Annotated in this window: 21 protein-coding genes; 14 read left to right on the forward strand and 7 right to left on the reverse strand. The window is 61.2% G+C overall.

The genetic code is table 11. The annotated features are described in order from the left end of the window. Positions 1 to 14: 14 nt before the first annotated feature. Entirely contained in the window at positions 15 to 4970 is a 4956-nt protein-coding gene (locus ACMYUN_RS11600; RefSeq protein ID WP_415763763.1) for a DUF4329 domain-containing protein, read from the reverse strand. A 29-nt stretch (positions 4971 to 4999) separates the two neighbouring features. Between ACMYUN_RS11600 and urtA the strand changes: the two genes are divergently transcribed. The 11 genes from urtA to ureC all read left to right on the forward strand — a co-directional run bounded on the left by urtA (position 5000) and on the right by ureC (position 15208). Continuing rightward, a complete protein-coding gene (gene urtA / locus ACMYUN_RS11605; protein ID WP_090280971.1) occupies positions 5000 to 6265 on the forward strand; it encodes an urea ABC transporter substrate-binding protein in 1266 nt (421 codons plus the stop codon). 141 nt (positions 6266 to 6406) lie between these two features. Next, positions 6407 to 7909: an urea ABC transporter permease subunit UrtB gene (urtB, locus tag ACMYUN_RS11610; RefSeq protein ID WP_415763764.1), complete on the forward strand. Its 1503-nt coding sequence runs from the start codon at positions 6407 to 6409 to the stop codon at positions 7907 to 7909. Then, positions 7909 to 8988 carry an urea ABC transporter permease subunit UrtC gene (urtC, locus tag ACMYUN_RS11615; RefSeq protein ID WP_129998152.1) on the forward strand — a complete coding sequence of 360 codons (1080 nt, stop codon included), beginning with the start codon at positions 7909 to 7911 and terminating at the stop codon, positions 8986 to 8988. Before urtB ends, urtC begins: the two co-directional genes overlap by 1 nt. Continuing rightward, on the forward strand, positions 8985 to 9854 hold the full coding sequence (urtD, locus tag ACMYUN_RS11620; protein ID WP_415763765.1) for an urea ABC transporter ATP-binding protein UrtD: 870 nt from the start codon (positions 8985 to 8987) through the stop codon (positions 9852 to 9854). The genes urtC and urtD overlap by 4 nt, the downstream gene beginning before the upstream one ends. 116 nt (positions 9855 to 9970) lie before the next feature. Beyond that, entirely contained in the window at positions 9971 to 10669 is a 699-nt protein-coding gene (gene urtE / locus ACMYUN_RS11625; RefSeq protein ID WP_039756988.1) for an urea ABC transporter ATP-binding subunit UrtE, read from the forward strand. Between the two features lie 44 nt (positions 10670 to 10713). Then, positions 10714 to 11553, forward strand: a complete 840-nt coding sequence (locus tag ACMYUN_RS11630; protein WP_415763766.1) for an urease accessory protein UreD — start codon at positions 10714 to 10716, stop codon at positions 11551 to 11553. 156 nt (positions 11554 to 11709) lie between these two features. Further along, positions 11710 to 12012, forward strand: a complete 303-nt coding sequence (gene ureA / locus ACMYUN_RS11635) for an urease subunit gamma (RefSeq protein ID WP_007937143.1) — start codon at positions 11710 to 11712, stop codon at positions 12010 to 12012. 9 nt (positions 12013 to 12021) lie between these two features. After that, the gene (locus tag ACMYUN_RS11640) at positions 12022 to 12555 is read left to right on the forward strand and encodes a GNAT family N-acetyltransferase (RefSeq protein ID WP_415763767.1); all 534 of its coding nucleotides are present in this window, start codon (positions 12022 to 12024) and stop codon (positions 12553 to 12555) included. 5 nt (positions 12556 to 12560) lie between these two features. Then, positions 12561 to 13097 carry a GNAT family N-acetyltransferase gene (locus ACMYUN_RS11645; RefSeq protein WP_415763768.1) on the forward strand — a complete coding sequence of 179 codons (537 nt, stop codon included), beginning with the start codon at positions 12561 to 12563 and terminating at the stop codon, positions 13095 to 13097. Further along, positions 13094 to 13399, forward strand: a complete 306-nt coding sequence (locus tag ACMYUN_RS11650; protein WP_024011400.1) for an urease subunit beta — start codon at positions 13094 to 13096, stop codon at positions 13397 to 13399. The genes ACMYUN_RS11645 and ACMYUN_RS11650 overlap by 4 nt, the downstream gene beginning before the upstream one ends. 108 nt (positions 13400 to 13507) lie before the next feature. Beyond that, positions 13508 to 15208 (forward strand): urease subunit alpha, encoded by a 1701-nt coding sequence (gene ureC / locus ACMYUN_RS11655; RefSeq protein WP_415763769.1) that lies wholly within the window; start codon positions 13508 to 13510, stop codon positions 15206 to 15208. Positions 15209 to 15397: 189 nt separating this feature from the next. On the opposite strand, the gene ACMYUN_RS11660 is transcribed toward ureC, so the two are convergent. After that, on the reverse strand, positions 15398 to 15703 hold the full coding sequence (locus ACMYUN_RS11660; RefSeq protein ID WP_039756978.1) for a chaperone modulator CbpM: 306 nt from the start codon (positions 15701 to 15703) through the stop codon (positions 15398 to 15400). Between the two features lie 23 nt (positions 15704 to 15726). Continuing rightward, positions 15727 to 16671: a DnaJ C-terminal domain-containing protein gene (locus ACMYUN_RS11665; protein WP_039756977.1), complete on the reverse strand. Its 945-nt coding sequence runs from the start codon at positions 16669 to 16671 to the stop codon at positions 15727 to 15729. A 291-nt stretch (positions 16672 to 16962) separates the two neighbouring features. Between ACMYUN_RS11665 and ACMYUN_RS11670 the strand changes: the two genes are divergently transcribed. Further along, positions 16963 to 18231: an Hsp70 family protein gene (locus tag ACMYUN_RS11670; protein ID WP_039756976.1), complete on the forward strand. Its 1269-nt coding sequence runs from the start codon at positions 16963 to 16965 to the stop codon at positions 18229 to 18231. 115 nt (positions 18232 to 18346) lie between these two features. Here the strand turns inward: ACMYUN_RS11670 and ACMYUN_RS11675 are convergent, their stop codons facing one another. From ACMYUN_RS11675 to ACMYUN_RS11685, 3 genes are all read right to left on the reverse strand, one after another. Continuing rightward, a complete protein-coding gene (locus ACMYUN_RS11675) occupies positions 18347 to 19360 on the reverse strand; it encodes an AI-2E family transporter (protein ID WP_039756974.1) in 1014 nt (337 codons plus the stop codon). Between the two features lie 204 nt (positions 19361 to 19564). Then, positions 19565 to 19870, reverse strand: a complete 306-nt coding sequence (locus tag ACMYUN_RS11680; RefSeq protein WP_415763770.1) for a PsiF family protein — start codon at positions 19868 to 19870, stop codon at positions 19565 to 19567. 63 nt (positions 19871 to 19933) lie between these two features. Then, positions 19934 to 20728, reverse strand: coding sequence for an AraC family transcriptional regulator (locus tag ACMYUN_RS11685; RefSeq protein ID WP_415763771.1), 795 nt, complete (start codon positions 20726 to 20728; stop codon positions 19934 to 19936). 96 nt (positions 20729 to 20824) lie between these two features. Here ACMYUN_RS11685 and ACMYUN_RS11690 point away from each other — a divergent pair, with 96 nt between their 5' ends. Then, on the forward strand, positions 20825 to 21712 hold the full coding sequence (locus ACMYUN_RS11690; RefSeq protein ID WP_415763772.1) for a DMT family transporter: 888 nt from the start codon (positions 20825 to 20827) through the stop codon (positions 21710 to 21712). Positions 21713 to 21808: 96 nt separating this feature from the next. Here ACMYUN_RS11690 and ACMYUN_RS11695 read toward each other — a convergent pair whose 3' ends face one another. Further along, positions 21809 to 22687, reverse strand: a complete 879-nt coding sequence (locus tag ACMYUN_RS11695; protein ID WP_415763773.1) for an alpha/beta fold hydrolase — start codon at positions 22685 to 22687, stop codon at positions 21809 to 21811. Positions 22688 to 22941: 254 nt separating this feature from the next. Here ACMYUN_RS11695 and ACMYUN_RS11700 point away from each other — a divergent pair, with 254 nt between their 5' ends. Then, a complete protein-coding gene (locus ACMYUN_RS11700) occupies positions 22942 to 23472 on the forward strand; it encodes a ferritin-like domain-containing protein (protein WP_039756965.1) in 531 nt (176 codons plus the stop codon). Positions 23473 to 23539 lie beyond the last annotated feature (67 nt).

Raw genomic sequence — 23539 nt, forward strand, 5'->3', positions numbered from 1 at the left:
GTTGTTTCACTGACTTACAACTCGTCACGCCACCTGACAGTAGCCGGGCTCGGAGCTTGCTGGCGACGGGTTCGCCAAGCGCTGCCCATTCGTCCCGACTGGCGCCAGTAGTAGCCTGCGATCAAGACCCTGAATTCTCCCAGATCCATCAGCCGCGATAAAAATCCACCCGGGCTCAGTCGGCTTACCCATTTCCCGCCCTCAAACGTCACCGTCCGGGTCGATAGCAGATTTTTTTCCGCCGCCGAATACACAGGTGTGTATTTGAGCAGAACAGCGTGCGGCGTCGAGTAGTAATAATCCTGGATCTTCAAACCTTTTTCGACAGGCTCATGGGTATGCGCAAGCATCAGCGCGGGCGAGGCGAAATTCGCGTAGACCTGATCGGCGTCCGGCACCAGCAAGGTGTTGCCCGAAACGTGGAACTGATGGCTGGCCACCAGTGCGTACCCTTGCGGATAACGCGGCACCGGGTTGCGCCAACTGACGGAAGAATCGGTGGCGGTGCGAAATATCCGCGACAGCGGGTCGTCCTTACCCACGACATAGGCTATGGGTTCCAGTGGCACAAATCGGTCGCCACGCTGCTGCGCCAGCACCGCACCCTCGTAACCTGTTTCGATCACGACCGTGCCGGTTCGCTTGTGGGCATAGCGAGCCGCATCGTCAGCGTGGTGGAAGATCGGCCCCAACGCGGGGACGGGATCGTCTCGCCAGCGTTGCTCGGCGGATATATCGGCCTGACGCGGCTGCCAGCTTTGCGTGACCTGACCACGACGAGACCAGTACTCACTGGTCTCGATCACGTCGAGCTGACCGGCGCGTGCCATCCGGCGCACGTAGTCGATAAAGCTGAAAGTGCCCTGGGCAATGTCGCGTTCATCGATTGCCGCCTGATTTTTCGATACGAAAGCATTGGGGCGCAGTTCGATCTGGCCGAAACTGTCAAAGAATTCACCCGGTTCAAACGCGTGAAGTGCCAGGCGCAAGAGCGCGCCATCGGCGCAGGAAAAGTAGATTGGCCAATAGCCTTGCGACGTATACGCCCGTGCACAGGCCTGCTGCACGTCGCCCGGAGGGAAGCAGAAATACTGAAAATCATCGTTCGGCGCGCCCAGTGACGGCAGCGCCGCGCGCAGATAAACCGCGTGCAGAGCAAACCCATCAATGAGCTTGCCTTGTTCGAATACCCGATCGAGCGCCAGGTGCGAGCCCTGCACCTCGACCGCCAGGCTGGCGATGTACACGCCCTGCGGCGAGCGCGAGATGAAGCCGAAGGTCTGGCTGGCGCGACTCACCGCCGCCTCATGGACATACCGTGCAGCTGCATCGGCCTGAACAAACGCCGGACTGCAGGCCGCTGCACTGGTGGCCTTGGTGTAAGCCGGGGCCGGCGACAGGCTGACCGAAGCGTTCTCCCACTCGCTCACCGGACCGGGCACGCCCCATAACGGGCTGCCGATCACAACGTGCAGATCGCCGGCCTTGGCCAGAGCGTCAAGCCAGGCCGAAGGCTGCAATTCACCCAGGTACATGCACTGCCTGATTTTTATCGCGTCGAAGGACTCGGGCACCGCCTGGTATTCCGCCAGAGTAAACAGGAAATCGATGAATAACTGATCCCAGAGCCCGGCGTCATAGCGAATCAGCGAACCGTCCGGCGCGAACAGGTATTCACGCAATTTCCGGTCCTGCAGGCGGACGAATGCCGAGTACAACGTTTCGACCGACAGCATGTTCAGGTAGATCTGCTTCTGCATTGGCGACAACAGCAAGGAAAACGCTCTGGCGACTCTTGAGCGATAACGTGCCATGACCCGGCAGCCTGTTGGAAACAAGCCGAGTGTCGGGTTTTCATCCGGGTAGATTTCGCTGATGTCGAAGTCTTCTCGGGAGACTTCAATGGGCGTGGTGGCGACATACAAGCCATCAGCTCTTTTCAGAATCACCCCGCCAAGGGTCTTTTGCGTCATGCCGGGTAACAACCCTTTGGCATACACCGCCGCATCGTCAGCACTCAGAAAAACCGGCGTCAGTTCCAGGCGCTGCGCATATGCAATCGGTTGCCAGTCCATCGTCACCAGACCCGCCTTGTCCCAGCAGCGACTGGTGCGCATGACAGTCAGCTCACCACTGTCGGCAACCATCCGGACAAATTCCGCAGGCGACAGCCTTCCGGCTGCGATCCGGCGCTTGATGGCATCGAGCGTCAGATCGGGCGTGGCATCATCGAACAGTTTGCTGGCGCTGTGCATGACGTACTTGAGCAGAGCGCCGTCGTGAGTGGCCAGATAAAGCGCAACAAGTGGCTTTGCTCCGGCGATCGGGCGGCGGCGCGCGTAATACATCGAGATGGCCAGGTCATCCGGCGGTATGAAATATCGCGCCAGCCAGGCGTCTGCAGCGCCTGGCGGAAATTTCACGCGCTGACGCGAGTAGAAAAAGGCATGCGGGGCAAAACCCTCCGGAAACTGGTACCAGGGCGGTGATCGCCGGACACTGAAAAGCGCTTGCAGTTGAAAAACGTTATTGCGCTGGTCGCCGACGGCCACCAATTCCGTGGCGACATGATCGTTGCGGTTCTGGTGCTGGAGAATGAAGCCGAACCACGCTCGCTCCTGATCGTGCGTTCGCCTGTCGCGCCCATAGCAATCCTGCGCCGCGTCGTCCGCCGAGGCAAAGAGCGCACCGAACATCAGCGGATCCGGGCGGTTGCTCGGCAGGGCCCGCAACGGCATGACCCAAGTGGCTGAGACCTGCCCGCGGGCGCCCCACAGGTCGTTGTCGATCAGAACCGTCAAACGCCCTGCTGCCGCCTGCTCGCGGATGAACTCCTGCGGCCGCATGGTTCCGTTGCTCAGGCCCTGTGCCAGTGGCCCCGGATGTTCGGCGCTGCCAAGACGAATGGCGAGGGCGGACGTGCTCTGCCCAGGCTCGAACCGCAGCAGGCTGTTCTGTGCACCGGATGAATACACGGGCCTGGCGTCAAGCAAAGCCTGCCGTGTCTCCTCGACGCTGAGCATTTGCAGACTCAGCACAGCGTCCTCGCGCGTCCACTTCAAGCGCTCGACCATGGAGGGATCAAGTCGCGACAACGCTTCGTGAGAAACATAATGCGCGTGCACTGAACAGTCATCCGGCAATACGGGACGGCCATCATTGTCGCTCGGGAAAAACGTTCCGCGGCTGAGCGCGACGATGCCGCCTTCCAGTGGTTCGGTGACCACGAAACGGCCATCGCTGCGTTCCAGCACATAGCCCGCGTATTGCCGATCACGGCGCTTGCCGACTTGTTCATGGGCATAACGGGCCGCGTCGTCCGCAGACAGGAAATCGCGACTCAACACCGGCCAGGGAAAATGCGCAAAGGGTTGCCATTCCAGCGTCACGCGCCCCAGACGCGCCCACAACGCACTGCCGCGCAGCACCTCCAGTCTGCCGGCCAATACCAGCATTGACACGAATACGCGAGGACGCAAGGTGCCGGCCAACAAGCGCGCCTGCACACCGCTGTCGCCGACCGATCCGTCCGCCTCGACCACACTCAGCGCCGACTCGACCGGATCGCCGCTGAAGCTGTACTTCAACATCGAATGGTCTTGTGCCTGCATATACAGGGATAACCCTCGCCCGAGCGTGCCGAGATGTTTGTTGCGCCGATGGGCTTCGATCGCCAGGGCGACTTCCTGCGGGGTGAAAAAATTGGCATAGAGCCACGGTTGAGCGGGCGGGAACGTCGCAGGATCTGGCCGGGAGGAAAAGTAAAAACCCTCCAGCCGATAGCCTCGTGGCAGTTGCGATTGCCCTTTGGCATCCACCGGAAATAGCTGTTTGGCATCCCATGCCGTCAGCCCGGTCGGGCGTGAATGGGTCGCGACGTATTCTTCGCCGGAGAGTTTTTTCAGCACCAGCCCGGCGGTCTGCGCCCCTCTGGATTTCAGCGCAGCGAGCACGGCGCGTTCAGCGCTGGCGCAGACGCGGGTCATCAGCGGCAACTCGCGCACGATGTTCTGAGCAAATGCTTTGCCGCGCTGCCAGTCTGACGGCACGACACCGATCGAATGGCCCCAGTCCGCATTGGAAACGATCACCTTGAGTTCACCCACTGTGGCGAATTTCCGGATGATGCTCGGCACGTCATAGGTCCCATGCGGATGACCGGGCGGCGACCCCGCATCGTGCCAGCTGTAATACAGAAACTCTGCCTCGGAACCGCTGGGCGAATACTTCAGCAAGGTGCCATCGGGGCCAGAAAGGTAAGCACTGGGAAAGACCTCCTGGTTCGCCACGTCGCCAAGGAAATCGTCACTGGAGAAGAAATTGACGAACAGCCGCAGGTTCATTTCATCCAGGTCTGGATAGAGCTTGCGAAAGACATCGTGACGAGGCGGATGGCTATGAATGTTCGCAACGAAGGTGTACCCCTTGGGCGGCACCAACGAACCCGATGCGTCGAGTTCGACGATGGTGCTCAGGTCGAAACTGCTAACGCCGCTAGGCACGGGCGCCGTCGCCACGAACTTTCCATCCGGGCGCAGCAGAATCACACTGCCATGTTCCCTGTCCGAGCCGAGCGGGATCCGGCTGTGCACCCAATAAGCGGCGTCCTCTTGGGTGAGAAAAGCGGGGCTGAGGGTAGGAAGTCGTTTTTTCGCGGGACTTGCCGCACGGCCAGACCGGCCTGACACATCACTCATAAAATATCCTGTTGGTAAATCGGGATAACGATCGAATGAGTCTGTGCCCGCCGTACCTGCGAACGGCGGTACATGTATATCGTTTCTGTGTCCGCATCCGCACGTCCGCCACGCCCCAATCTGGCGCACCTCGACGCACCATCGCCCGCAACCCGTCCTCTCGTGGTGCAGACCTTCATCGAGCAAGCGCGCTGATACGACATTTTCTTGTTGAAACCCGACCAGGCACAGCCCTTGCAAAACACCCTTCAGTCGTCCGCATCTGCCAACCATAAAAACTCAATGTTCATGGAGATCGCACAATGAAGCGTCGCAGTTTGATCAAGGCTTTCACACTCACGGCATCCATTGCCGCGATGGGCATGACCTGGACTGTCCAGGCCGCCGAGACCATCAAGGTCGGGATTCTGCATTCGTTGTCCGGGACCATGGCGATCTCCGAAACGTCGCTCAAAGACATGGCCCTGATGACCATCGACGAGATCAACGCCAAGGGCGGTGTGAACGGCAAGATGCTCGAGCCGGTGGTGGTCGACCCGGCATCGAACTGGCCGCTGTTCGCGGAAAAGGGCCGGCAGTTGCTGACCCAGGACAAGGTCGCCGTGGTGTTCGGCTGCTGGACGTCGGTCTCGCGCAAATCGGTACTGCCGGTGTTCGAAGAACTCAACGGCCTGCTGTTCTACCCGGTGCAATACGAAGGCGAAGAGATGTCGCCGAACGTCTTCTACACCGGCGCAGCGCCGAACCAGCAGGCGATCCCGGCGGTGGAATACCTGATGAGCGAAGAAGGCGGCAGCGCCAAGCGCTACTTCCTGCTCGGCACCGACTACGTCTACCCGCGCACCACCAACAAGATCCTGCGTGCGTTCCTGCATTCCAAAGGCGTGGCCGACAAGGACATCGAAGAGGTCTACACGCCGTTCGGTCACAGCGACTATCAGACCATCGTTGCCAACATCAAAAAGTTCTCCGCCGGCGGCAAGACTGCGGTGATCTCGACCGTCAATGGCGACTCCAACGTGCCGTTCTATAAAGAACTGGCCAACCAGGGCCTGAAGGCTACCGACGTGCCGGTTGTCGCGTTCTCGGTCGGTGAAGAGGAGCTGCGCGGCATCGACACCAAACCGCTGGTGGGCAACCTCGCGGCGTGGAACTACTTCGAATCCGTCGAGAACCCGGTGAACCAGAAGTTCGTCGCCGACTGGAAAGCCTACGCGAAGAAACACAACCTGCCGGGCGCCGACAAAGCGGTGACCAACGATCCGATGGAAGCTACTTATGTCGGCATCCATATGTGGGCGCAGGCCGTCGAGAAAGCCAAATCCACTGACGTCGACAAGGTTCGCGAAGCCCTCGCCGGCCAGACCTTCGCCGCGCCGTCCGGTTACACCCTGACCATGGACAAGACCAACCACCACCTGCACAAACCAGTGATGATCGGCGAGATCCAGAGCGACGGTCAGTTCAACGTCGTCTGGCAGACCGAAGGTCCGGTGCGCGCCCAACCGTGGAGCCCGTTCATTCAGGGCAACGACAAGAAGCCCGATTATGCGGTGAAGAGCAACTGAGTCATCCCGCTCAACCTGATCGTTCCCACGCTCTGCGTGGGAATGCCTCGACGGACGCTCTGCGTCCGCCAGGGACGCGGAGCGTCCCGGGCTGCATGCCCACGCGGAGCGTGGGAACGATCACTATGCAAGGCCAAGCATATGCCCATTGCTCTCTACCGATTTATCTGCGCCATTGCACTCTTGCTGCCAATACTGGCCCACGCCGGCGACGCCGAAGACTTCGTCGCGGCCAACCCGACGCAACAAGCCAAACTGTTGGAAGCCTGGGCCGCGCAGCCCGCTCCCGCGCGTATCGAGTTGCTTGGCGCCTTGCAACAAGGCGAGCTGAGCATCGACGGCCAAACCAAAACCCTGCGCCTGAACAATCGCCTGCGGGGTCTGATCGACACCGCGATGGCCAGCCATCAATTGCTCGCCGCCGACGCCAAAATCCGTCTGAGCGCCGCGCAGCAATTGCAGAAAAGCGCGAAACCCGCGCAGCTGAAATTCCTCGACCAGCAACTGGCTGGCGAAAAAGATCAAAGTGTCCACGCCGCGCTGAGTCTGGCGCTGGCCAATCTGCAACTGGTCGACGCCGATCCGGCGGTGCGCCTCGCCGCCGTGCGCCTGCTCGGCGAAACCGGCGATCCGCTGGCGCGTACACGCCTCGAAGGTCTGCTCGAACCGGGTGTGGAAAACGACGCTGGCGTACGCACCGCCGCTGAAACCAGCCTCGCTCAGGTCAAACGCAAACTGCTGATCGGCGAAGTCCTCGGTCAGGCATTCAGTGGCATGTCCCTCGGCTCGATTCTGCTGCTGGCGGCGCTCGGTCTGGCGATCACCTTCGGCCTGCTCGGGGTGATCAACATGGCCCACGGCGAGATGCTGATGCTCGGTGCCTACTCGACCTACGTGGTGCAGTTGATGTTCCAGCGCTACGCACCGCAGGCCATCGAGTTTTATCCGCTGATCGCGCTGCCAGTGGCGTTTTTCGTCACCGCCGCCATTGGCATGGCGCTGGAGCGCACGGTGATTCGCCATCTCTATGGTCGGCCGCTGGAAACTCTGCTCGCGACCTGGGGCATCAGCCTGATGCTGATTCAGCTTGTGCGTTTGTTGTTCGGTGCGCAGAACGTTGAAGTGGCCAACCCGGCGTGGCTGTCCGGCGGCATCCAAGTACTGCCCAATCTGGTGCTGCCGTACAACCGCATCGTCATCATCGCTTTCGCATTGTTCGTGGTGGTGCTGACCTGGCTGCTGCTGAACAAGACCCGCCTCGGCCTCAACGTGCGCGCCGTTACCCAGAACCGCAACATGGCCGCCTGCTGCGGCGTGCCAACCGGGCGCGTGGACATGCTCGCCTTCGGTCTCGGCTCGGGCATCGCCGGATTGGGCGGCGTGGCGCTGAGCCAGATCGGCAACGTCGGTCCCGACCTTGGCCAGAGCTACATCATCGACTCGTTCCTGGTGGTGGTGCTCGGCGGCGTCGGACAATTGGCCGGTAGCGTGCTGGCGGCATTTGGCCTGGGCATCGCCAACAAGATTCTCGAACCGCAGATCGGTGCGGTGCTCGGCAAGATCCTGATCCTCGCGCTGATCATTCTGTTCATTCAGAAACGTCCGCAAGGCCTCTTCGCACTGAAAGGACGGGTGATCGACTGATGAACCAGCCTCTATTAGTCACGGCCACACAAAAGGCCGGGCCGAAAGCCACGCTCGCGGTCGGCGGGGTGATCCTCGCGCTGCTGATCGTTCTGCCGCTGCTCTCGTTGTTGTCGCCAGACAATGCCCTGCACGTCTCGGCCTACACGCTGACCCTGGTCGGCAAAATCCTCTGCTACGCCATCGTCGCCCTGGCGCTGGATCTGGTCTGGGGTTACGCCGGCCTGCTGTCGCTGGGCCACGGTCTGTTCTTCGCCCTCGGCGGTTATGCGATGGGCATGTACCTGATGCGTCAGGCAGCCGGCGATGGTCTGCCGGCGTTTATGACCTTCCTGTCGTGGAGCGAATTGCCGTGGTACTGGAGCGGTACCAGCAGCTTCCTCTGGGCCATGTGTCTGGTGGTGCTGGCGCCGGGTCTGCTGGCGCTGGTGTTCGGCTTTTTCGCCTTCCGTTCGCGAATCAAGGGCGTGTATTTCTCGATCATGACCCAGGCGCTGACCTTCGCCGGCATGCTCCTGTTTTTCCGCAACGAGACCGGGTTTGGCGGCAACAACGGTTTCACCAATTTCCGCACGATTCTCGGTTTCGGCATCACCGAACCGGGCACCCGCGCGGCGCTGTTTCTGGCCACGGTGTTGCTGCTGGTGGTGAGCCTGTTCATCGGCTGGCGCCTGGCGCAGAGCAAGTTCGGTCGCGTGCTGACCGCGTTGCGCGATGCGGAAAACCGTTTGATGTTCTGCGGCTACGACCCGCGCGGTTTCAAGCTGTTCGTCTGGGTGCTGAGTGCGGTGTTGTGTGGACTGGCCGGCGCGTTGTACGTGCCGCAAGTCGGCATCATCAACCCCAGCGAAATGTCGCCGACCAACTCGATCGAAGCGGCGGTATGGGTGGCCCTTGGCGGGCGCGGCACGCTGATCGGGCCGTTGCTCGGCGCCGGCGTGGTCAACGGCATGAAGAGCTGGTTCACCGTGGCCTTCCCGGAATACTGGCTGTTCTTCCTCGGCGCGCTGTTCATCGTCGTGACGTTGTACTTGCCCAAGGGCGTGATCGGCCTGCTGAAGAAACGAGGTGAACAATGAGAGTCACAGCGAGTGCGGAATTCATGCTCGAACCGGCGTTTTTCCCTGTGGAACCGAACAAGGACGAAGGCACCAGTCGCGACTCGATCGGCCTCGGCCAGCGCGTCGGCCCCGGCCTCGATACGCGCCACGGCACGATCCTGACCCTGGAAGACATCAGCGTCAGCTTCGACGGCTTCCGTGCGCTGAACAATCTCAACCTGTACATCGGCGTCGGCGAACTGCGCTGCATCATCGGCCCCAACGGCGCCGGCAAGACCACGCTGATGGACGTGATCACCGGCAAGACCCGGCCCCGCCACGGCAAGGCCTGGTTCGGCGAAACCCTGGACCTGATGCAGATGAGCGAAGTGCAGATTGCCCAGTCCGGCATCGGCCGCAAGTTTCAGAAACCGACGGTATTCGAAGCCTTGAGCGTGTTCGAAAACCTGGAGCTGGCGCAGAAGACCGACAAGTCGGTGTGGGCCAGTTTACGTGCGCGCCTGAGTGGCGAGCAGAAGGATCGCATCAGCGAAGTGCTCGAGACGATTCGCCTGACCACCTCGGTCAATCGCCAGGCCGGGCTGTTGTCCCACGGCCAGAAGCAGTTCCTCGAGATTGGCATGCTGCTCATGCAGGACCCGCAATTGCTCCTGCTCGACGAACCGGTGGCGGGCATGACCGACGCCGAAACCGAGTTCACCGCCGAGCTGTTCAAGTCGCTGGCCGGCAAGCATTCGCTGATGGTGGTCGAGCACGACATGGGTTTTGTCGGCTCGATTGCCGACCACGTCACGGTGCTGCATCAGGGCAGCGTGCTGGCCGAGGGCTCGCTGGAACAGGTGCAGGAAAACGAGCGGGTGATCGAGGTCTATCTGGGCCGATGAATCGGCCAGCTGCAAGCGACAAGCTTCAAGCAGCAAGTAAAAGCAAAGTCATAAACAGCACTGCTCTTGCTTGCAGCTTGCAGCTTGCGGCTTGAAGCCCAACTAACGGAGTTCCGATGCTACAGGTCCAACAACTTCATCAGTACTACGGCGGTAGCCACATCCTGCGCGGCCTTTCGTTTGACGTGAAAGTCGGCGAAGTGACTTGCCTGCTCGGGCGTAACGGCGTGGGCAAGACCACCCTGCTCAAATGCCTGATGGGCCTGCTGCCGGCCAAGGAAGGCGCGGTGAACTGGGAAGGCAAACCGATCACCACGTTCAAACCGCATCAGCGTGTGCAGGCCGGTATCGCCTACGTGCCGCAGGGTCGTGAGATCTTCGGCCGGCTGACCGTGGAAGAAAATCTGCTGATGGGTCTGTCGCGGTTTCCAGGCTCAGAAGCCAAGGAAGTTCCAGGTTTCATCTACGAACTGTTCCCGGTGCTGCTACAAATGAAGCAGCGCCGTGGCGGCGATCTGTCCGGCGGTCAGCAACAGCAGTTGGCGATCGGTCGTGCATTGGCCAGCCGACCACGCCTGCTGATTCTCGATGAGCCGACCGAAGGCATTCAACCCTCGGTGATCAAGGAAATCGGCGCGGTGATCAAGCAGCTCGCGGCGCGCGGTGACATGGCGATTCTGCTGGTCGAGCAGTTCTACGACTTTGCCGCCGAACTGGCCGATCAATACCTGGTGATGTCGCGGGGCGAGATCGTCCAGCAGGGTCGCGGTGAACATATGGAGGCCGAAGGTGTACGCGGGCTGGTCACGATCTAACGCGGCGGTCTAATCTGTAGCTTCCTAACGATAATCACAAAACCATGAATTCGATTATTGCACCTGCCCTGTTTACCCCGAGCTGGCACGCCAAGCTGGAACTGGCCTACGCGCGTTTCGGCGATTGCACGCGCCCGGTCATGCGCCGCCACCTCGGCCCGCTGCGCGTGCAAAAGCATCTGTACGCCGAAGGCCCCGAGGTCTGCCAACACATCATCGTCCATCCACCGGGCGGAATTGCCGGTGGTGATCGTCTGGATATCAGCGCTCGCGTCGAAACCAACGCCTGGGCGCAAATCACCAGCCCTGGCGCGGCGAAGTGGTATCGCGCCGGTGGGCCGGCTTATCAACAACTCGATCTGCGCGTGGCCGCCGGCGCGACACTGGAATGGCTGCCGCAGGAAACCATCGTCTACAGCGCCGCGCAGGCTGAGTTGACCACGACCATCGACCTTGAAGGTGACGCACGGCTGTTTTATTGGGACGTGGTCGCGCTCGGTCGTCCGGCCAGCGGCGAGCGTTTCGACCTCGGGCATTTTCAGGCGCACCTGGACATCCGCCGCGACGGTCGGTTGCTCTGGCACGAACGGCAGCGCATTGTCGGCAACGACGGGTTGCTCGACTCGCCAATCGGCCTGGATGGCAATCCGGTGTTTGCGACGCTGCTGGTGACCGGTGAGATTGAGGCCGGGTTGCTGGAGCGTTGCCGCTCGCTGGGGCACGAAGTGCGTGGTGATTTGACCCAGTTGCCGGGTTTGCTGGTGGCGCGGTGTCTGGCCGGTGAAGCGTTGCTCGCGCGTGCGTGGCTGATTGAGTTATGGCGACTGCTAAGACCTGTGCTGCTGGGCCGCGAAGCCCAGCCACCGCGAATCTGGAACACCTGAAATGCAATCCAACTGTGGGAGCGAGCCTGCTCGCGAAAGCGTCATGTCAGCCACCCCATACGCTGAATATGAAACCGTATTCGCGAGCAGGCTCGCTCCCACAGGGGATGTGCGCAATCAGACAATTTTTCAATCTGCCCTGATGGAACCCGAACCATGGACCTGACCCCACGCGAAAAAGACAAGCTGCTGATCTTCACCGCCGGCCTCGTTGCCGAGCGGCGATTGGCCCGTGGCGTGAAACTCAATTACCCGGAAGCCATGGCCTACATCTCTGCCGCGCTGCTCGAAGGTGCGCGTGACGGCCAGACCGTCGCCGAGCTGATGCACTACGGCACCACCCTGCTCAGCCGCGAGCAAGTGATGGAAGGCATCCCGGAAATGATCCCGGAGATCCAGGTCGAGGCGACGTTCCCCGACGGCACCAAACTGGTCACCGTTCACCAGCCGATCGCCTGAGGCCGCGCCATGACTTACAGCATTCGCGATGCGAGCCAGGCCGACCTGCCGGCGATCCGCGACATCTACAACGACGCCGTGCTCCACACCACGGCGATCTGGAACGAACAAGCGGTCGACCTCGGCAATCGCCAGGCATGGTTCGACGCGCGTCAGTTGCAGGCGTACCCGATTCTGGTGATCGTCGACCGCGAAAACGCAGTGCTGGGTTACGCCTCGTTCGGCGACTGGCGGCCGTTCGACGGTTTCCGCCACACCGTCGAGCACTCGGTGTACGTGCGCAGCGATCAACGCGGCAACGGCCTCGGCCCGCAACTGATGACCGCGTTGATCGAACGCGCCCGCGCTTGCGGCAAACACGTCATGGTTGCCGCCATCGAGAGTGGCAATGCCGCCTCGATCCGCCTGCACGAACGCGCCGGTTTCCGCATCACCGGGCAGATGCCGCAGGTCGGCACCAAGTTCGGCCGCTGGCTCGATCTGACCTTCATGCAGTTGACCCTCAACCCCGGCGCTCCGCCGCCGGATGCCCACAAGGAGTGATGTCGATGAACGCTGCCCAGTTGCGCCGCGTCAATGCTGAGAGCTTTGCCCACTACCGCCAGGGCCTGATCGATCTGCTGCTCGACGCCGTCGGTTACGGCGCCAGCGTCGGTTTCATGGCCGACCTCGATGCAGCCCAGGCGCGCGCCTATTTCGATGAGGTGCAGGACAACGTCAACAAGGGCAACACGCTGCTGTGGGTGGTGGTCAAGGACGAGCAGGTGCTGGCCAGCGTGCAATTGGGCCTGTGCCAGAAAGCCAATGGTCTGAACCGCGCCGAAGTGCAGAAACTGCTGGTGCGCGAACACGCGCGGCGCCGTGGCCTCGGTCAGCAACTGATGCAGGCGCTGGAACTGGAGGCGCCGAAATACAGGCGCGGCATGCTCTATCTCGACACCGAGGCCGGCTCGCCGGCAGAAGATTTCTACAAGGCGCTGGGCTACGTCCGCGCCGGCGAAATCCCTGATTACGCCTGCGACCCGAACGGCACCTATCGCCCGACCGCTCTCTATTACAAAGTCCTGCAAGGAGCCCAGCGATGATTCCTGGCCAATACCAGATCCAGCCCGGCGACATCGAACTCAACGTCGGCCGCCGCACCGTGAGCCTGAAAGTCGCCAACAGTGGTGACCGGCCGATCCAGGTCGGTTCGCACTTCCACTTTTTCGAAACCAACGACGCGCTGACCTTTGATCGCGCGGCCAGTCGCGGCATGCGCCTGAACATTCCCGCCGGCACCGCCGTGCGCTTCGAGCCAGGCCAGAGCCGTGAGGTCGAGCTGGTCGATTACGCCGGGCATCGCCGGGTGTTCGGCTTTGCCGGCCGCATCATGGGTGATCTCTGAAAAGACAGCTTTAAGCTGCAAGAAAAAAGCAGTCTTGTGGCGCTCGCACATTCGCTTTTACTTGAGGCTTGCAGCTTGAAGCTTGCAGCTCAGTTCCGAGGAACGGAAATGAAAATCTCCCGCCAAGCCTACGCCGACATGTTCGGCCCCACCGTCGGCGACAAGGTGCGCCTGGCCGATACCGAGCTGTGGATCGAGGTCGAAAAGGACTTCACCACCTACGGCGAAGAAGTGAAATTCGGTGGCGGCAAAGTCATCCGCGACGGCCAGGGCCAGAGCCAGTTGCTCGCCGCCGAAGTGGTCGACACGCTGATCACCAACGCGCTGATCATCGACCATTGGGGCATCGTCAAGGCCGACGTCGGCCTCAAGGACGGGCGCATCGCTGCGATCGGCAAAGCCGGCAACCCCGACGTGCAGCCCGACGTGACCATCGCCATCGGCGCCGGTACCGAAGTGATTGCCGGCGAAGGCATGATCCTCACCGCTGGCGGCATCGACACGCACATCCACTTCATCTGCCCGCAGCAGATCGAAGAAGCGCTGATGAGCGGCGTCACCACCATGATCGGCGGCGGCACCGGCCCGGCTACCGGCACCAACGCCACCACCTGCACCTCCGGCCCGTGGCATCTGGCGCGCATGCTCCAGGCCGCCGATGCGTTCCCGATGAACATCGGCCTGACCGGCAAAGGCAATGCCAGCCTGCCGGAACCGTTGATCGAACAGGTCAAGGCCGGCGCCATCGGCCTCAAACTGCACGAGGACTGGGGCACCACCCCGGCGAGCATCGACAACTGCCTCAACGTCGCCGACCAGTACGACGTGCAGGTGGCGATCCACACCGACACCCTCAACGAATCCGGTTTCGTCGAAACCACCCTCGGCGCATTCAAGGGGCGCACCATCCACACTTATCACACCGAAGGTGCCGGTGGCGGCCACGCGCCGGACATCATCAAGGCCTGCGGCTTCCCCAACGTGCTGCCGAGTTCGACCAACCCGACCCGGCCGTTCACTCGTAACACCATCGACGAACACCTCGACATGCTGATGGTCTGCCACCACCTCGACCCGAGCATCGCCGAAGACGTCGCGTTTGCCGAAAGCCGTATCCGCCGCGAAACGATCGCCGCCGAAGACATCCTCCACGACCTCGGCGCGTTCTCGATGATCAGCTCCGACAGTCAGGCCATGGGCCGCGTCGGTGAAGTCATCACGCGCACCTGGCAGACCGCCGACAAGATGAAAAAACAGCGCGGCCCACTGCCCCAGGACGGCGAGGGCAACGACAACTTCCGCGCCAAGCGTTACATCGCCAAGTACACCATCAACCCGGCGATTACCCACGGCATCAGCCATGAAGTCGGCTCGATCGAAGTCGGTAAATGGGCGGACCTGGTGCTCTGGCGTCCGGCGTTCTTTGGCGTCAAGCCGACGCTGATTCTCAAAGGCGGCGCGATTGCCGCCAGCCTGATGGGCGACGCCAACGCCTCGATTCCGACGCCGCAACCGGTGCACTATCGCCCGATGTTCGCCAGCTACGGCGGCTCGCTTCACGCCACCAGCCTGACCTTTATCAGCCAGGCGGCGCATGCAGCCGGATTACCCGAAGCCTTGGGGCTGAAGAAGAAAATCGGCGTGGTGAAAGGCTGCCGTGACGTGCAGAAAACCGACCTGATTCACAACGATTATCTGCCCGACATCGACGTCGATCCGCAGACCTATCAGGTCAAGGCTGATGGCGTGTTGCTGTGGTGCGAGCCTGCGGAAACCTTGCCGATGGCGCAGCGGTACTTTCTGTTCTGATCACAAAAAAAGGCCCTTCAGGGCCTTTTCAATAATGAGTCAGAAACTCCGCGTCATCGTTCATCGCTGGCAAACCAGCTCCCACAGTTTCTGCGTAAAACTGACATCCATGTTCCAACTCAAAAACCTGTGGGAGCTGGCTTGCCAGCGATGAGGCCAGATCAGCCAAGCGGAAAACATCAGCCTGAGCTACTCAACCACCAACCGCCCCAACCGCTGGCGCAACATGCGGTTTTCAGCACGCAACTCGCGCACCTCATCCAGCAGATCCAGCGCCAGCGCCACGCCTTCCCATTCCAGCTCGAGATCACGGCGCAGCTTCGCCGCACGCTTGGCCAAGGCCAATTCGTAATCGGTGAAACGCCATTCCCGGGGCTGCGCGCCCTGAGGTTCGAGGATGCCGTGCTCGACGATTTCGATCACGTAGACGTCCGACAAATCGGCCGCCTCACAGAATTCTGCCAGGTCCAGTTGAACGATCAGGGGGCTGCTCATGATGGGCTACTCCGTCGTCGGGTTCAGAAGTTCTCTCGCGGGTTGAACGCGGCTTTCTTCGCCAGTTCCTGCCACAGCGCCTTGACCTCATCGTCGGACGCTTTCGGCATCACGGCCTTGAGCTGCACGAACAGATAACCGCGCTCGCCGGCCTTGTTCAGCAAGCCATGGCCCTTGGCGCGCATGCGCTGGCCGTTCTGGCTGCCGGCCGGGACCTTGAGGTTGATCTTGCCGGTCAGGGTCGGCACGGCCACTTCGGTGCCCAGCGCCAACTCCCATGGAGCCAGAGGCAAGGTGATGATCAGGTTCTCGCCTTCAACATCGAATTTCGGATGCGGCGCAAACCGAATGGTCAGGTACAGGTCGCCATTTGCCCCGCCACCGATGCCCGGTGCGCCCTGACCTTTCAGGCGGATCCGCTCGCCGTCGGTGACGCCGGCCGGAATCTTCACGTTCAGGCTCTTGCTGGTGTTGCTGACGTGCTGGCCGTGCGCGTTGTATTGCGGCACCTGGAAGGTGACTTTCTTCGATTCGTTCGACAGGGTTTCTTCGAGGAACACCGGCAATTCCATTTCCACGTCTTGCCCTCGGCGTCCGCGTGATTGGCGGCTCTCGGCGCCACCGAAACCGGGGCCGCGATTACCGAAGATCGAACTGAAGAAGTCCGAGAAGTCGCCGGTGTCGGCACCGCCGCCACCGAAACCGCCACGGCTCTGCCAGCCCGGTGGCCCCTGGAATGGCTGACCGTGCTGGCCATAACGGCGCAGTTCGTCGTATTCGGCACGCTTGTCGGCACTTTTCAGCGCTTCATAGGCTTCCGAGGCATCCTTGAACTTGGCCTCGGCGTCTTTTTCCTTGCTGACATCGGGGTGGTATTTGCGCGCCAGCTTGCGATAGGCCGCCTTGATGGCCTTGTCGTCGGCTGTCGGCTCCACGCCGAGTATCTTGTAATAGTCTTTGAAGTCCATTGAAGGATCACCATCCGTTATCGATTTCGCGCCGAGACCAGCGTGCGCCCGATTGGCGCTTGCCGGGTTGACCGATCTCAAGGTTGTGACCGGGTGGCGCCGCAGAAGTTTATCGGCAGTGGACGACGGTTCTTGCGACCGCCGGTGTGTCTGCCGGCCCATGCCAGCAAGTTTGGGGCGAAGCGGCGGTTTTCAACTGGGTTGGCGCGAAATAGCGGATGACCGGCCTTCGAATCTGCCGCGCACTGACATACACTGCGCGGCCGTTTTTTTGACCGGAATCCGAAAGACATGAAAGACGCCTCTCCAGCCCGTGCCTGCGGCATCGACTTCGGCACGTCCAACTCCACCGTCGGCTGGCTGCGCCCCGGCATGGACACCATGATTGCGCTGGAAGACGACAAGATCACCCTGCCGTCGGTGGTCTTCTTCAACATCGAGGAGCGTCGCCCGGTTTACGGACGCCTGGCCCTGCACGAGTATCTGGAAGGCTACGAAGGCCGGCTGATGCGCTCGCTGAAAAGCCTGCTCGGTTCCAAGCTGATCAAGCACGACACCAGCGTCCTCGGCACGGCGATGCCGTTCAAGGACCTGCTCGGGCTGTTCATCGGCCAGCTCAAGAGCCGCGCCGAAGCCGCCGCCGGTCGGGAATTCGAGCAAGTGGTGCTGGGCCGTCCGGTGTTCTTCGTCGATGACGATCCACTGGCCGACCAGGAGGCCGAAGACACGCTGGTCGAAGTGGCGCGCAAAATCGGTTTCAAGGACGTGTCGTTCCAGTATGAGCCGATCGCGGCAGCGTTCGACTACGAGTCGACCATCGAAAAAGAAGAGCTGGTGCTGATCGTCGACATCGGCGGTGGTACCTCCGACTTCTCGCTGGTGCGCCTGTCGCCCGAGCGCCGCGGTGTCGATAACCGTCACGACGACATCCTAGCCACTGGCGGTGTGCACATCGGCGGCACCGACTTCGACAAGCAACTGAGCCTGCAAGGCCTGATGCCGCTGTTCGGCTACGGCAGCCGCATGAAAAGCGGCGCATACATGCCGACCAGCCACCACATGAACCTGGCAACCTGGCACACGATCAACTCGGTGTACTCGCAGAAGTCCACGCTGGCGCTGGGCAGCATGCGCTACGACATCGAAGACACCGGCGGCATCGATCGCCTGTTCAAGCTGATCGAACAGCGCGCCGGGCACTGGCTGGCGATGGAAGTCGAAGAAACCAAGATCCAGCTGACCCACGCCGACAGCCGCCACGTGCCGCTGGACCGCATCGAAGCCGGGCTGAGCGTCGAGCTGAGCCGCGCGTTGTTCGAATCGGCAATCGAAGCCTTGCTGGAGCGCGTGCGCGGCAGCGTTACGCAGCTGTTGAATGACGCTGGCGTAGCAGTCGATCAAGTCGACACGGTGTTCTTCACCGGCGGTTCCAGCGGCATCCCGGCCCTGCGCAACAGCGTCTCGGCAATGCTGCCGAACGCGCGGCATGTCGAAGGCAACATCTTTGGCAGCATTGGTAGCGGTTTGGCGATTGAAGCCCGCAAACGCTATGGCGTTTAGGGGCAGCTGCAAGTTTTAAGCTGCAAGCTGCAAGTAAGAGCAAAAGCAAAAGCCACTGCGGCTCTCGCTTCTGCTTTTTACTTGCAGCTTGAAGCTTGCAGCTCGAAGTTGCTTTTCAAACCATCCCGCCCAGCTTCAATTCGCTCTTCAGGTACGCGTAATAAATCGGCCCCGCCACCACCCCCGGCAAACCGAACGCGGCTTCGAACACTAGCATTGCCAGCAGCAATTCCCACGACTTGGCACTGATCTGCCCGCCGACGATGCGCGCGTTGAGAAAGTATTCGAGCTTGTGGATAACGATCAGGTAACCCAGCGCGGCGAGCGCTACCCAGATCGACAGCGACAGGCCGACGATGGTGATCAGCGTGTTCGACATCAGGTTGCCGATCACCGGCAACAGGCCGAGCAGGAAGGTCAGCACGATCAGGGTTTTGGTCAGCGGCAGCTTGATGCCGAACATCGGCAGAATCACCGCGAGGAAGATGCCGGTGAATACGGTGTTGAGCAGGGAAATCTTGATCTGCGCGAAGACGATATTGCGAAACGCCTGCACCAGCAGATGCAAACGGTCGAACAAAGCGGCGGCCAACGGCTTGCGCTTGGTCACGTCGGGGATGCGCTGCAGGGCGATGATCGCGCCGAGGACCATGCCGATCAGCAGAGTGACGAACATGTGCGCAGCGTCCTTGCCGACCAGTTGCAGGTCGGCCAGATGCTTGCTCGCCCACTCGCCGATCGCTACACGAAATTCCGCCGCGCTGGCCGGCAGATAGGCGTCGATGAACGGCGGCAATTGCCCGCGCGCGCGATCGACCACGCCCATGAACTTGTCGAGCGAGGCGCCGGGGTTTTCCGCTTCATGCAGGAGGAAACTGATGGCGCCGGCGAAGATCAGCGCCAGCACACTCACCACCAGCGTGCCGAGCAGCGCCACCGCCAACCAGCGCGCACGCCGCCCTTCGATCAGCCGTTGCAATTGCGGGGTGAGCATGTTGACCAGCTCGAACACCAGCAACCCGGCCAGCAAGCTCGGCAACAGGCGCAGCGGCAGCACCAGCAACAGTCCGCCAAAAATGATGATGCAACTGACCCAGAACACAACATGACGCTGAGAAAACGTTGGCATACAGCCTCAAAACGAACGGCGTGAAAGGATGGGCAGTCTGCCAGCGATCCGGGGTTAGCACTAGGGATATGCGGGGCGTGGGAATGGCGGTGCATTCACCGACGCTTTCGCGAGCAGGCTCGCTCCCACAGGAGTGCGCGTTTCAAATGTGGGAGCGAGCCTGCTCGCGAAGAGGCCGGCACGCTCACCACATTATTTACCGTTTCACTTTTTCTTCAGACACTCACTCATGAACGCCTTGCGCGCATCACCGGTCAGCGCCTTGGTTTTCGCATCGGCATTGCAGGTAGTCATCTTCTGCTGTTGAGGCGTCAGCACCTTGCCATCGTTGGCCGCAGGCGCCGCTTTCAGACAGGTGCTCATGAATGCCTTGCGCTCGTCGCCCTTGAGGCTTTTGGCGGTCGCATCGGCATTGCAAGTGGTCATCTTGTTCTGTTGCGCCGTGGCGGCGAAACCCTGGGAACACAGGAGCAGACCGATCATCAACAACGGCACACGCAACATCTTCATGGAGTTTTCTCCTTGTTGCCGCACCGATGGATGCGGCCTCTATCGCAGTGTAGTCAAAGCTTGTTACACCTTCCTGCCCTCGAGGTGGCTGCGCCGATACTGCTCCGGCGTGCAACCGGCCTGGCGGGCGAACATGGCGATGAAGGCCGAGCCGCTGCTGTAGCCGAGGTCGAAAGCGATTTCCTGCACCGAACGCGAGGTTTCCAGCGCCTCGATCGCCGCCAGATAACGCAAGCGCTGGCGCCACTCGCCAAAACTCATGCCCAGTTCACGAGCGAACTGCCGCGCCAGCGTGCGCTCGCTGACATGCACCTGCGCGGCCCAATGCGCCAACGGTTGGTTGTTGCCCGGCTCGGCCTGCAAGGCTTCGAGCATCGCCAGCAGGCCGGAACTGCTCGCATACGGCAGGTAACATTCCTGCACCGGCGCCTGTTGCAATTGATCGACCAGCACCTGAGCCAGCCGCCGATCGGCCTCCTGCTCGGGGATCTTCACATCGCGGGCGGCGAAGTCCTTGAGAATCGCTTTGAGAATGTCGCTGATCGCCAGTGTGCAGGCGCGCCCCGGCAATCGCGCGCAGACCTCGCGATCAAGGCACACCGCGCGGTAGTTGACCGGCTGATGGCTGTAGAAACTGTGCTCGACCTCGGGCGGCACCCACACCGCGTACTGCGGCGGCGACATGAAGCGGCTGCCGTCGACATCCATGTGCAGCACGCCATGGGCTGCGTACTCAAGCGTGCCCCAAGGGTGCCGGTGCGGCGCGGCGTATTCGTGGGCGTTGAAATCGGCGTAGCGGAAGTACACCGCCGACGGCAATTCGCTGAAATCGAGCAGATCGATGTGTTTGCTGTTCATGCTGTCCGGATGCAGAGGCAGGTTGTCCGGTTCGCAGTATAGGCCTGCATCCAGACAGGCGATAATCGCGCTTCATCAACGTTCTGGTTTTGTCCCATGCAATACGCGTTTCCCCTGCTGGCGATTTTCATCTGGGCCGGCAACACCGTGATCAACAAACTGGCGGTCGGTGCGATTTTCCCGGCCGAAATCGGTTTTTATCGCTGGCTGCTCGCCGGCTTGCTGTTCACGCCGTTCATGCTGAGAAAAGTCATTGCCCACTGGCCGCAGATTCGGCCAAATCTCGGACGGATTTTCGTCCTCGGCGTGCTCGGCATGGCGGTGTATCAGAGCCTCGCCTATTTCGCCGCAACACTGACCACCGCAACCAACATGGGCATCATCCTGTCGTTGATGCCATTGATGTCGCTGGCCATGGCGATCATCAGCCTCGGCCAGCGCCTGACCGCCGGTGCGCTGGTCGGTGCGGTGCTGTCGTTCGCTGGCGTGCTGGTGGTGGTGTCGTCCGGCAGCCTCGGTGCGCTGCTGCAACACGGGGTCAACATGGGTGACGCAATGATGCTGATCGCCACGCTGGCCTACGCGGGTTACAGCACGCTGTTGAAAAAATGGCAGCTGCGCCTGCCACCGCTGGTGTTGCTGTACTTGCAGGTGCTGGTGGCGATAGTGGTGCTGTTTCCGCTGTTCGCGATATCGCGGAAGACCGGGCTCAATCTGCAGAACGTGCCGCTGGTGCTGTATGCGTGTCTGCTGGCTTCGATGGTCGCGCCGCTGGCCTGGATGCAGGCGGTGCAGCGACTGGGGCCGAGCCGGACGACGTTGTTCTTCAATCTGCTGCCGCTGATTACCGCGCTGATTGCAGCAGTGGTGTTGAAGGAACAATTGGCGATGTATCACCTGGTGGGTGGATTGCTGACCCTGGGTGGGGTGGTTTTGTCGGAGCGCTGGACCACGGTGCTGGGCCGGCAGGTCGGCGTTGCCTGATAAGGCCCCTTAGCGAGCAGGCTCGCTCCCACGTTGAAATGCAGACACCTGTGGGAGCGAGCCTGCTCGCGAAGAACGATGACGCGGTCTGTTTGGCTATAACCCTGCAGCCTCCAGCCGCGCCGCATGCTCGACAAACAGCCTTACCGGATCTGCGCCTTTGCCCACCAGGCCCAGCGACTGATTGACGATGTCGAAATGATCCAGCGGATAGTCATCACCGATCACCGTGCCCAGATGCGAGCTGTAACGCCCGACCATGCCATCGCACTGCTCCGGCTCGCGAACGAAGGTCTTGGCGAACAAGCGGCAACTGCGGTTGGTGCCGTCGAAAAGATTGCCGCCACGATCGGTCTTGCCCGGTTGCAGTGTCCCTGACCAGGAGTAGTAACGCACACCGTTGACCTCTTCCGGCCCCTGCCCACCCCAGCTTTCCGGCAGCCCTTGTGGAAAGCGCTGATTGAACAAGGCGACGCCCGACGTCGTCAGCGATTGGTGAGAGGCGTGGATATCCACCGGCAGTTTCGGCCCGTGATAACCGGTGTCGAGCAACGCCATGATCCAGCCGATCAAACGCAGCAACGCTTCGAGTACGCGCCCTTTCGCACTGTCGGCGGGATAGTGCTTTTCCAGATAATCGGCCAGTTCGGAGCCGTGATTCGGCCCGGCCACCGATGTTACCGAGGCCACCAGATCCGGGCGCTTCGCCGCCGCATACCGCGCGGTCAACGCGCCCTGACTGTGGCCGAACAGATTGACCTTCTGCGCCCCCGTTTCGCGGAGGATTTCCTCGATCCGCGCCAGCAACTGCTCGCCGCGCACCTCGGTGGAATTGAGTGGCGACACCTGCACGGCAATGACCGTCGCCCTCTTGCGGCGCAACGCCTTGATGATGCCGTACCAATACGGGTAGAACACCAGCCGGACAAACCCGAGCATACCCGGCACCAGCACCAGTGGATAACGTGTCGACATGGGATACATCCTTGTGCGCTGTGTGTGGAGGCCAGACGTGCAAGACGCCCGCCAAGCATCCACCTCGACGATGACAACTCAACGATAACCCTATTCCAGCTCTGACCCTCCCGACATCGCAGTCTTCAGCAGTTCCTGAACCGAGCCCAGCGTAAATCGTATAAAACTTTTCGCTTCGCTAAAGACTCACACCCTGAGTAGCGACCGCGTCTTCAGAACGTGGCGCCTATCGGATTAGCCTCCAGGAGAATGAAATGAGTGACCTGCATTTGTCTGATGTTCAAACCCTGCGCGAGCGCGCACGGCAACACGTGGAAAACGGCGCGGTCACCGAGGGTTACAACGCCAATCGTGAAGAAATACTGCGTTTGCTCAACGAGTCGCTGGCCACCGAACTGGTGTGCACCTTGCGCTACAAGCGCCACTACTTCATGGCCAACGGCCTGAAAGCCAACGTCGCCGCCGACGAATTTCTCGAGCACGCCAACCAGGAAGCCGAGCACGCCGATCGCCTCGCCGAACGCATCGTGCAACTGGGCGGTGAGCCGGAGTTCAACCCCGACCTGCTGAGCAAGCTGTCCCACGCGCAATACGTGGCGGGCAACTCGCTCAAGGAAATGGTTTACGAAGATCTGGTGGCCGAGCGCATCGCCATCGACAGCTACCGCGAGATCATTCAGTACATCGGCGACAAGGACCCGACCACCCGCCGCATCTTCGAAGACATCCTCGCCCAGGAAGAAGAACACGCCGACGACATGGCGGACATCCTTAACGATCTGTAATGTTTTCAAATCGCTATCGCGAGCAGGCTCACTCCTACAATTGGAACGCGTTCCCCCTGTAGGAGTG

The organism is Pseudomonas sp. CP4, from assembly GCF_047758505.1.
Classification (GTDB): Bacteria; Pseudomonadota; Gammaproteobacteria; order Pseudomonadales; family Pseudomonadaceae; genus Aquipseudomonas; species Aquipseudomonas fluorescens_AO.

What these genes read in the sequence shown, in the direction of transcription:
- ACMYUN_RS11600 (WP_415763763.1), bottom strand. Translation starts at nt 4,970, where the DNA reads ATGGTTGGCAGATGCGGACGACTGAAGGGTGTTTTGCAAGGGCTGTGC.
- urtA (WP_090280971.1), top strand. Translation starts at nt 5,000, where the DNA reads ATGAAGCGTCGCAGTTTGATCAAGGCTTTCACACTCACGGCATCCATT.
- urtB (WP_415763764.1), top strand. Translation starts at nt 6,407, where the DNA reads ATGCCCATTGCTCTCTACCGATTTATCTGCGCCATTGCACTCTTGCTG.
- urtC (WP_129998152.1), top strand. Translation starts at nt 7,909, where the DNA reads ATGAACCAGCCTCTATTAGTCACGGCCACACAAAAGGCCGGGCCGAAA.
- urtD (WP_415763765.1), top strand. Translation starts at nt 8,985, where the DNA reads ATGAGAGTCACAGCGAGTGCGGAATTCATGCTCGAACCGGCGTTTTTC.
- urtE (WP_039756988.1), top strand. Translation starts at nt 9,971, where the DNA reads ATGCTACAGGTCCAACAACTTCATCAGTACTACGGCGGTAGCCACATC.
- ACMYUN_RS11630 (WP_415763766.1), top strand. Translation starts at nt 10,714, where the DNA reads ATGAATTCGATTATTGCACCTGCCCTGTTTACCCCGAGCTGGCACGCC.
- ureA (WP_007937143.1), top strand. Translation starts at nt 11,710, where the DNA reads ATGGACCTGACCCCACGCGAAAAAGACAAGCTGCTGATCTTCACCGCC.
- ACMYUN_RS11640 (WP_415763767.1), top strand. Translation starts at nt 12,022, where the DNA reads ATGACTTACAGCATTCGCGATGCGAGCCAGGCCGACCTGCCGGCGATC.
- ACMYUN_RS11645 (WP_415763768.1), top strand. Translation starts at nt 12,561, where the DNA reads ATGAACGCTGCCCAGTTGCGCCGCGTCAATGCTGAGAGCTTTGCCCAC.
- ACMYUN_RS11650 (WP_024011400.1), top strand. Translation starts at nt 13,094, where the DNA reads ATGATTCCTGGCCAATACCAGATCCAGCCCGGCGACATCGAACTCAAC.
- ureC (WP_415763769.1), top strand. Translation starts at nt 13,508, where the DNA reads ATGAAAATCTCCCGCCAAGCCTACGCCGACATGTTCGGCCCCACCGTC.
- ACMYUN_RS11660 (WP_039756978.1), bottom strand. Translation starts at nt 15,703, where the DNA reads ATGAGCAGCCCCCTGATCGTTCAACTGGACCTGGCAGAATTCTGTGAG.
- ACMYUN_RS11665 (WP_039756977.1), bottom strand. Translation starts at nt 16,671, where the DNA reads ATGGACTTCAAAGACTATTACAAGATACTCGGCGTGGAGCCGACAGCC.
- ACMYUN_RS11670 (WP_039756976.1), top strand. Translation starts at nt 16,963, where the DNA reads ATGAAAGACGCCTCTCCAGCCCGTGCCTGCGGCATCGACTTCGGCACG.
- ACMYUN_RS11675 (WP_039756974.1), bottom strand. Translation starts at nt 19,360, where the DNA reads ATGCCAACGTTTTCTCAGCGTCATGTTGTGTTCTGGGTCAGTTGCATC.
- ACMYUN_RS11680 (WP_415763770.1), bottom strand. Translation starts at nt 19,870, where the DNA reads ATGAAGATGTTGCGTGTGCCGTTGTTGATGATCGGTCTGCTCCTGTGT.
- ACMYUN_RS11685 (WP_415763771.1), bottom strand. Translation starts at nt 20,728, where the DNA reads ATGAACAGCAAACACATCGATCTGCTCGATTTCAGCGAATTGCCGTCG.
- ACMYUN_RS11690 (WP_415763772.1), top strand. Translation starts at nt 20,825, where the DNA reads ATGCAATACGCGTTTCCCCTGCTGGCGATTTTCATCTGGGCCGGCAAC.
- ACMYUN_RS11695 (WP_415763773.1), bottom strand. Translation starts at nt 22,687, where the DNA reads ATGTCGACACGTTATCCACTGGTGCTGGTGCCGGGTATGCTCGGGTTT.
- ACMYUN_RS11700 (WP_039756965.1), top strand. Translation starts at nt 22,942, where the DNA reads ATGAGTGACCTGCATTTGTCTGATGTTCAAACCCTGCGCGAGCGCGCA.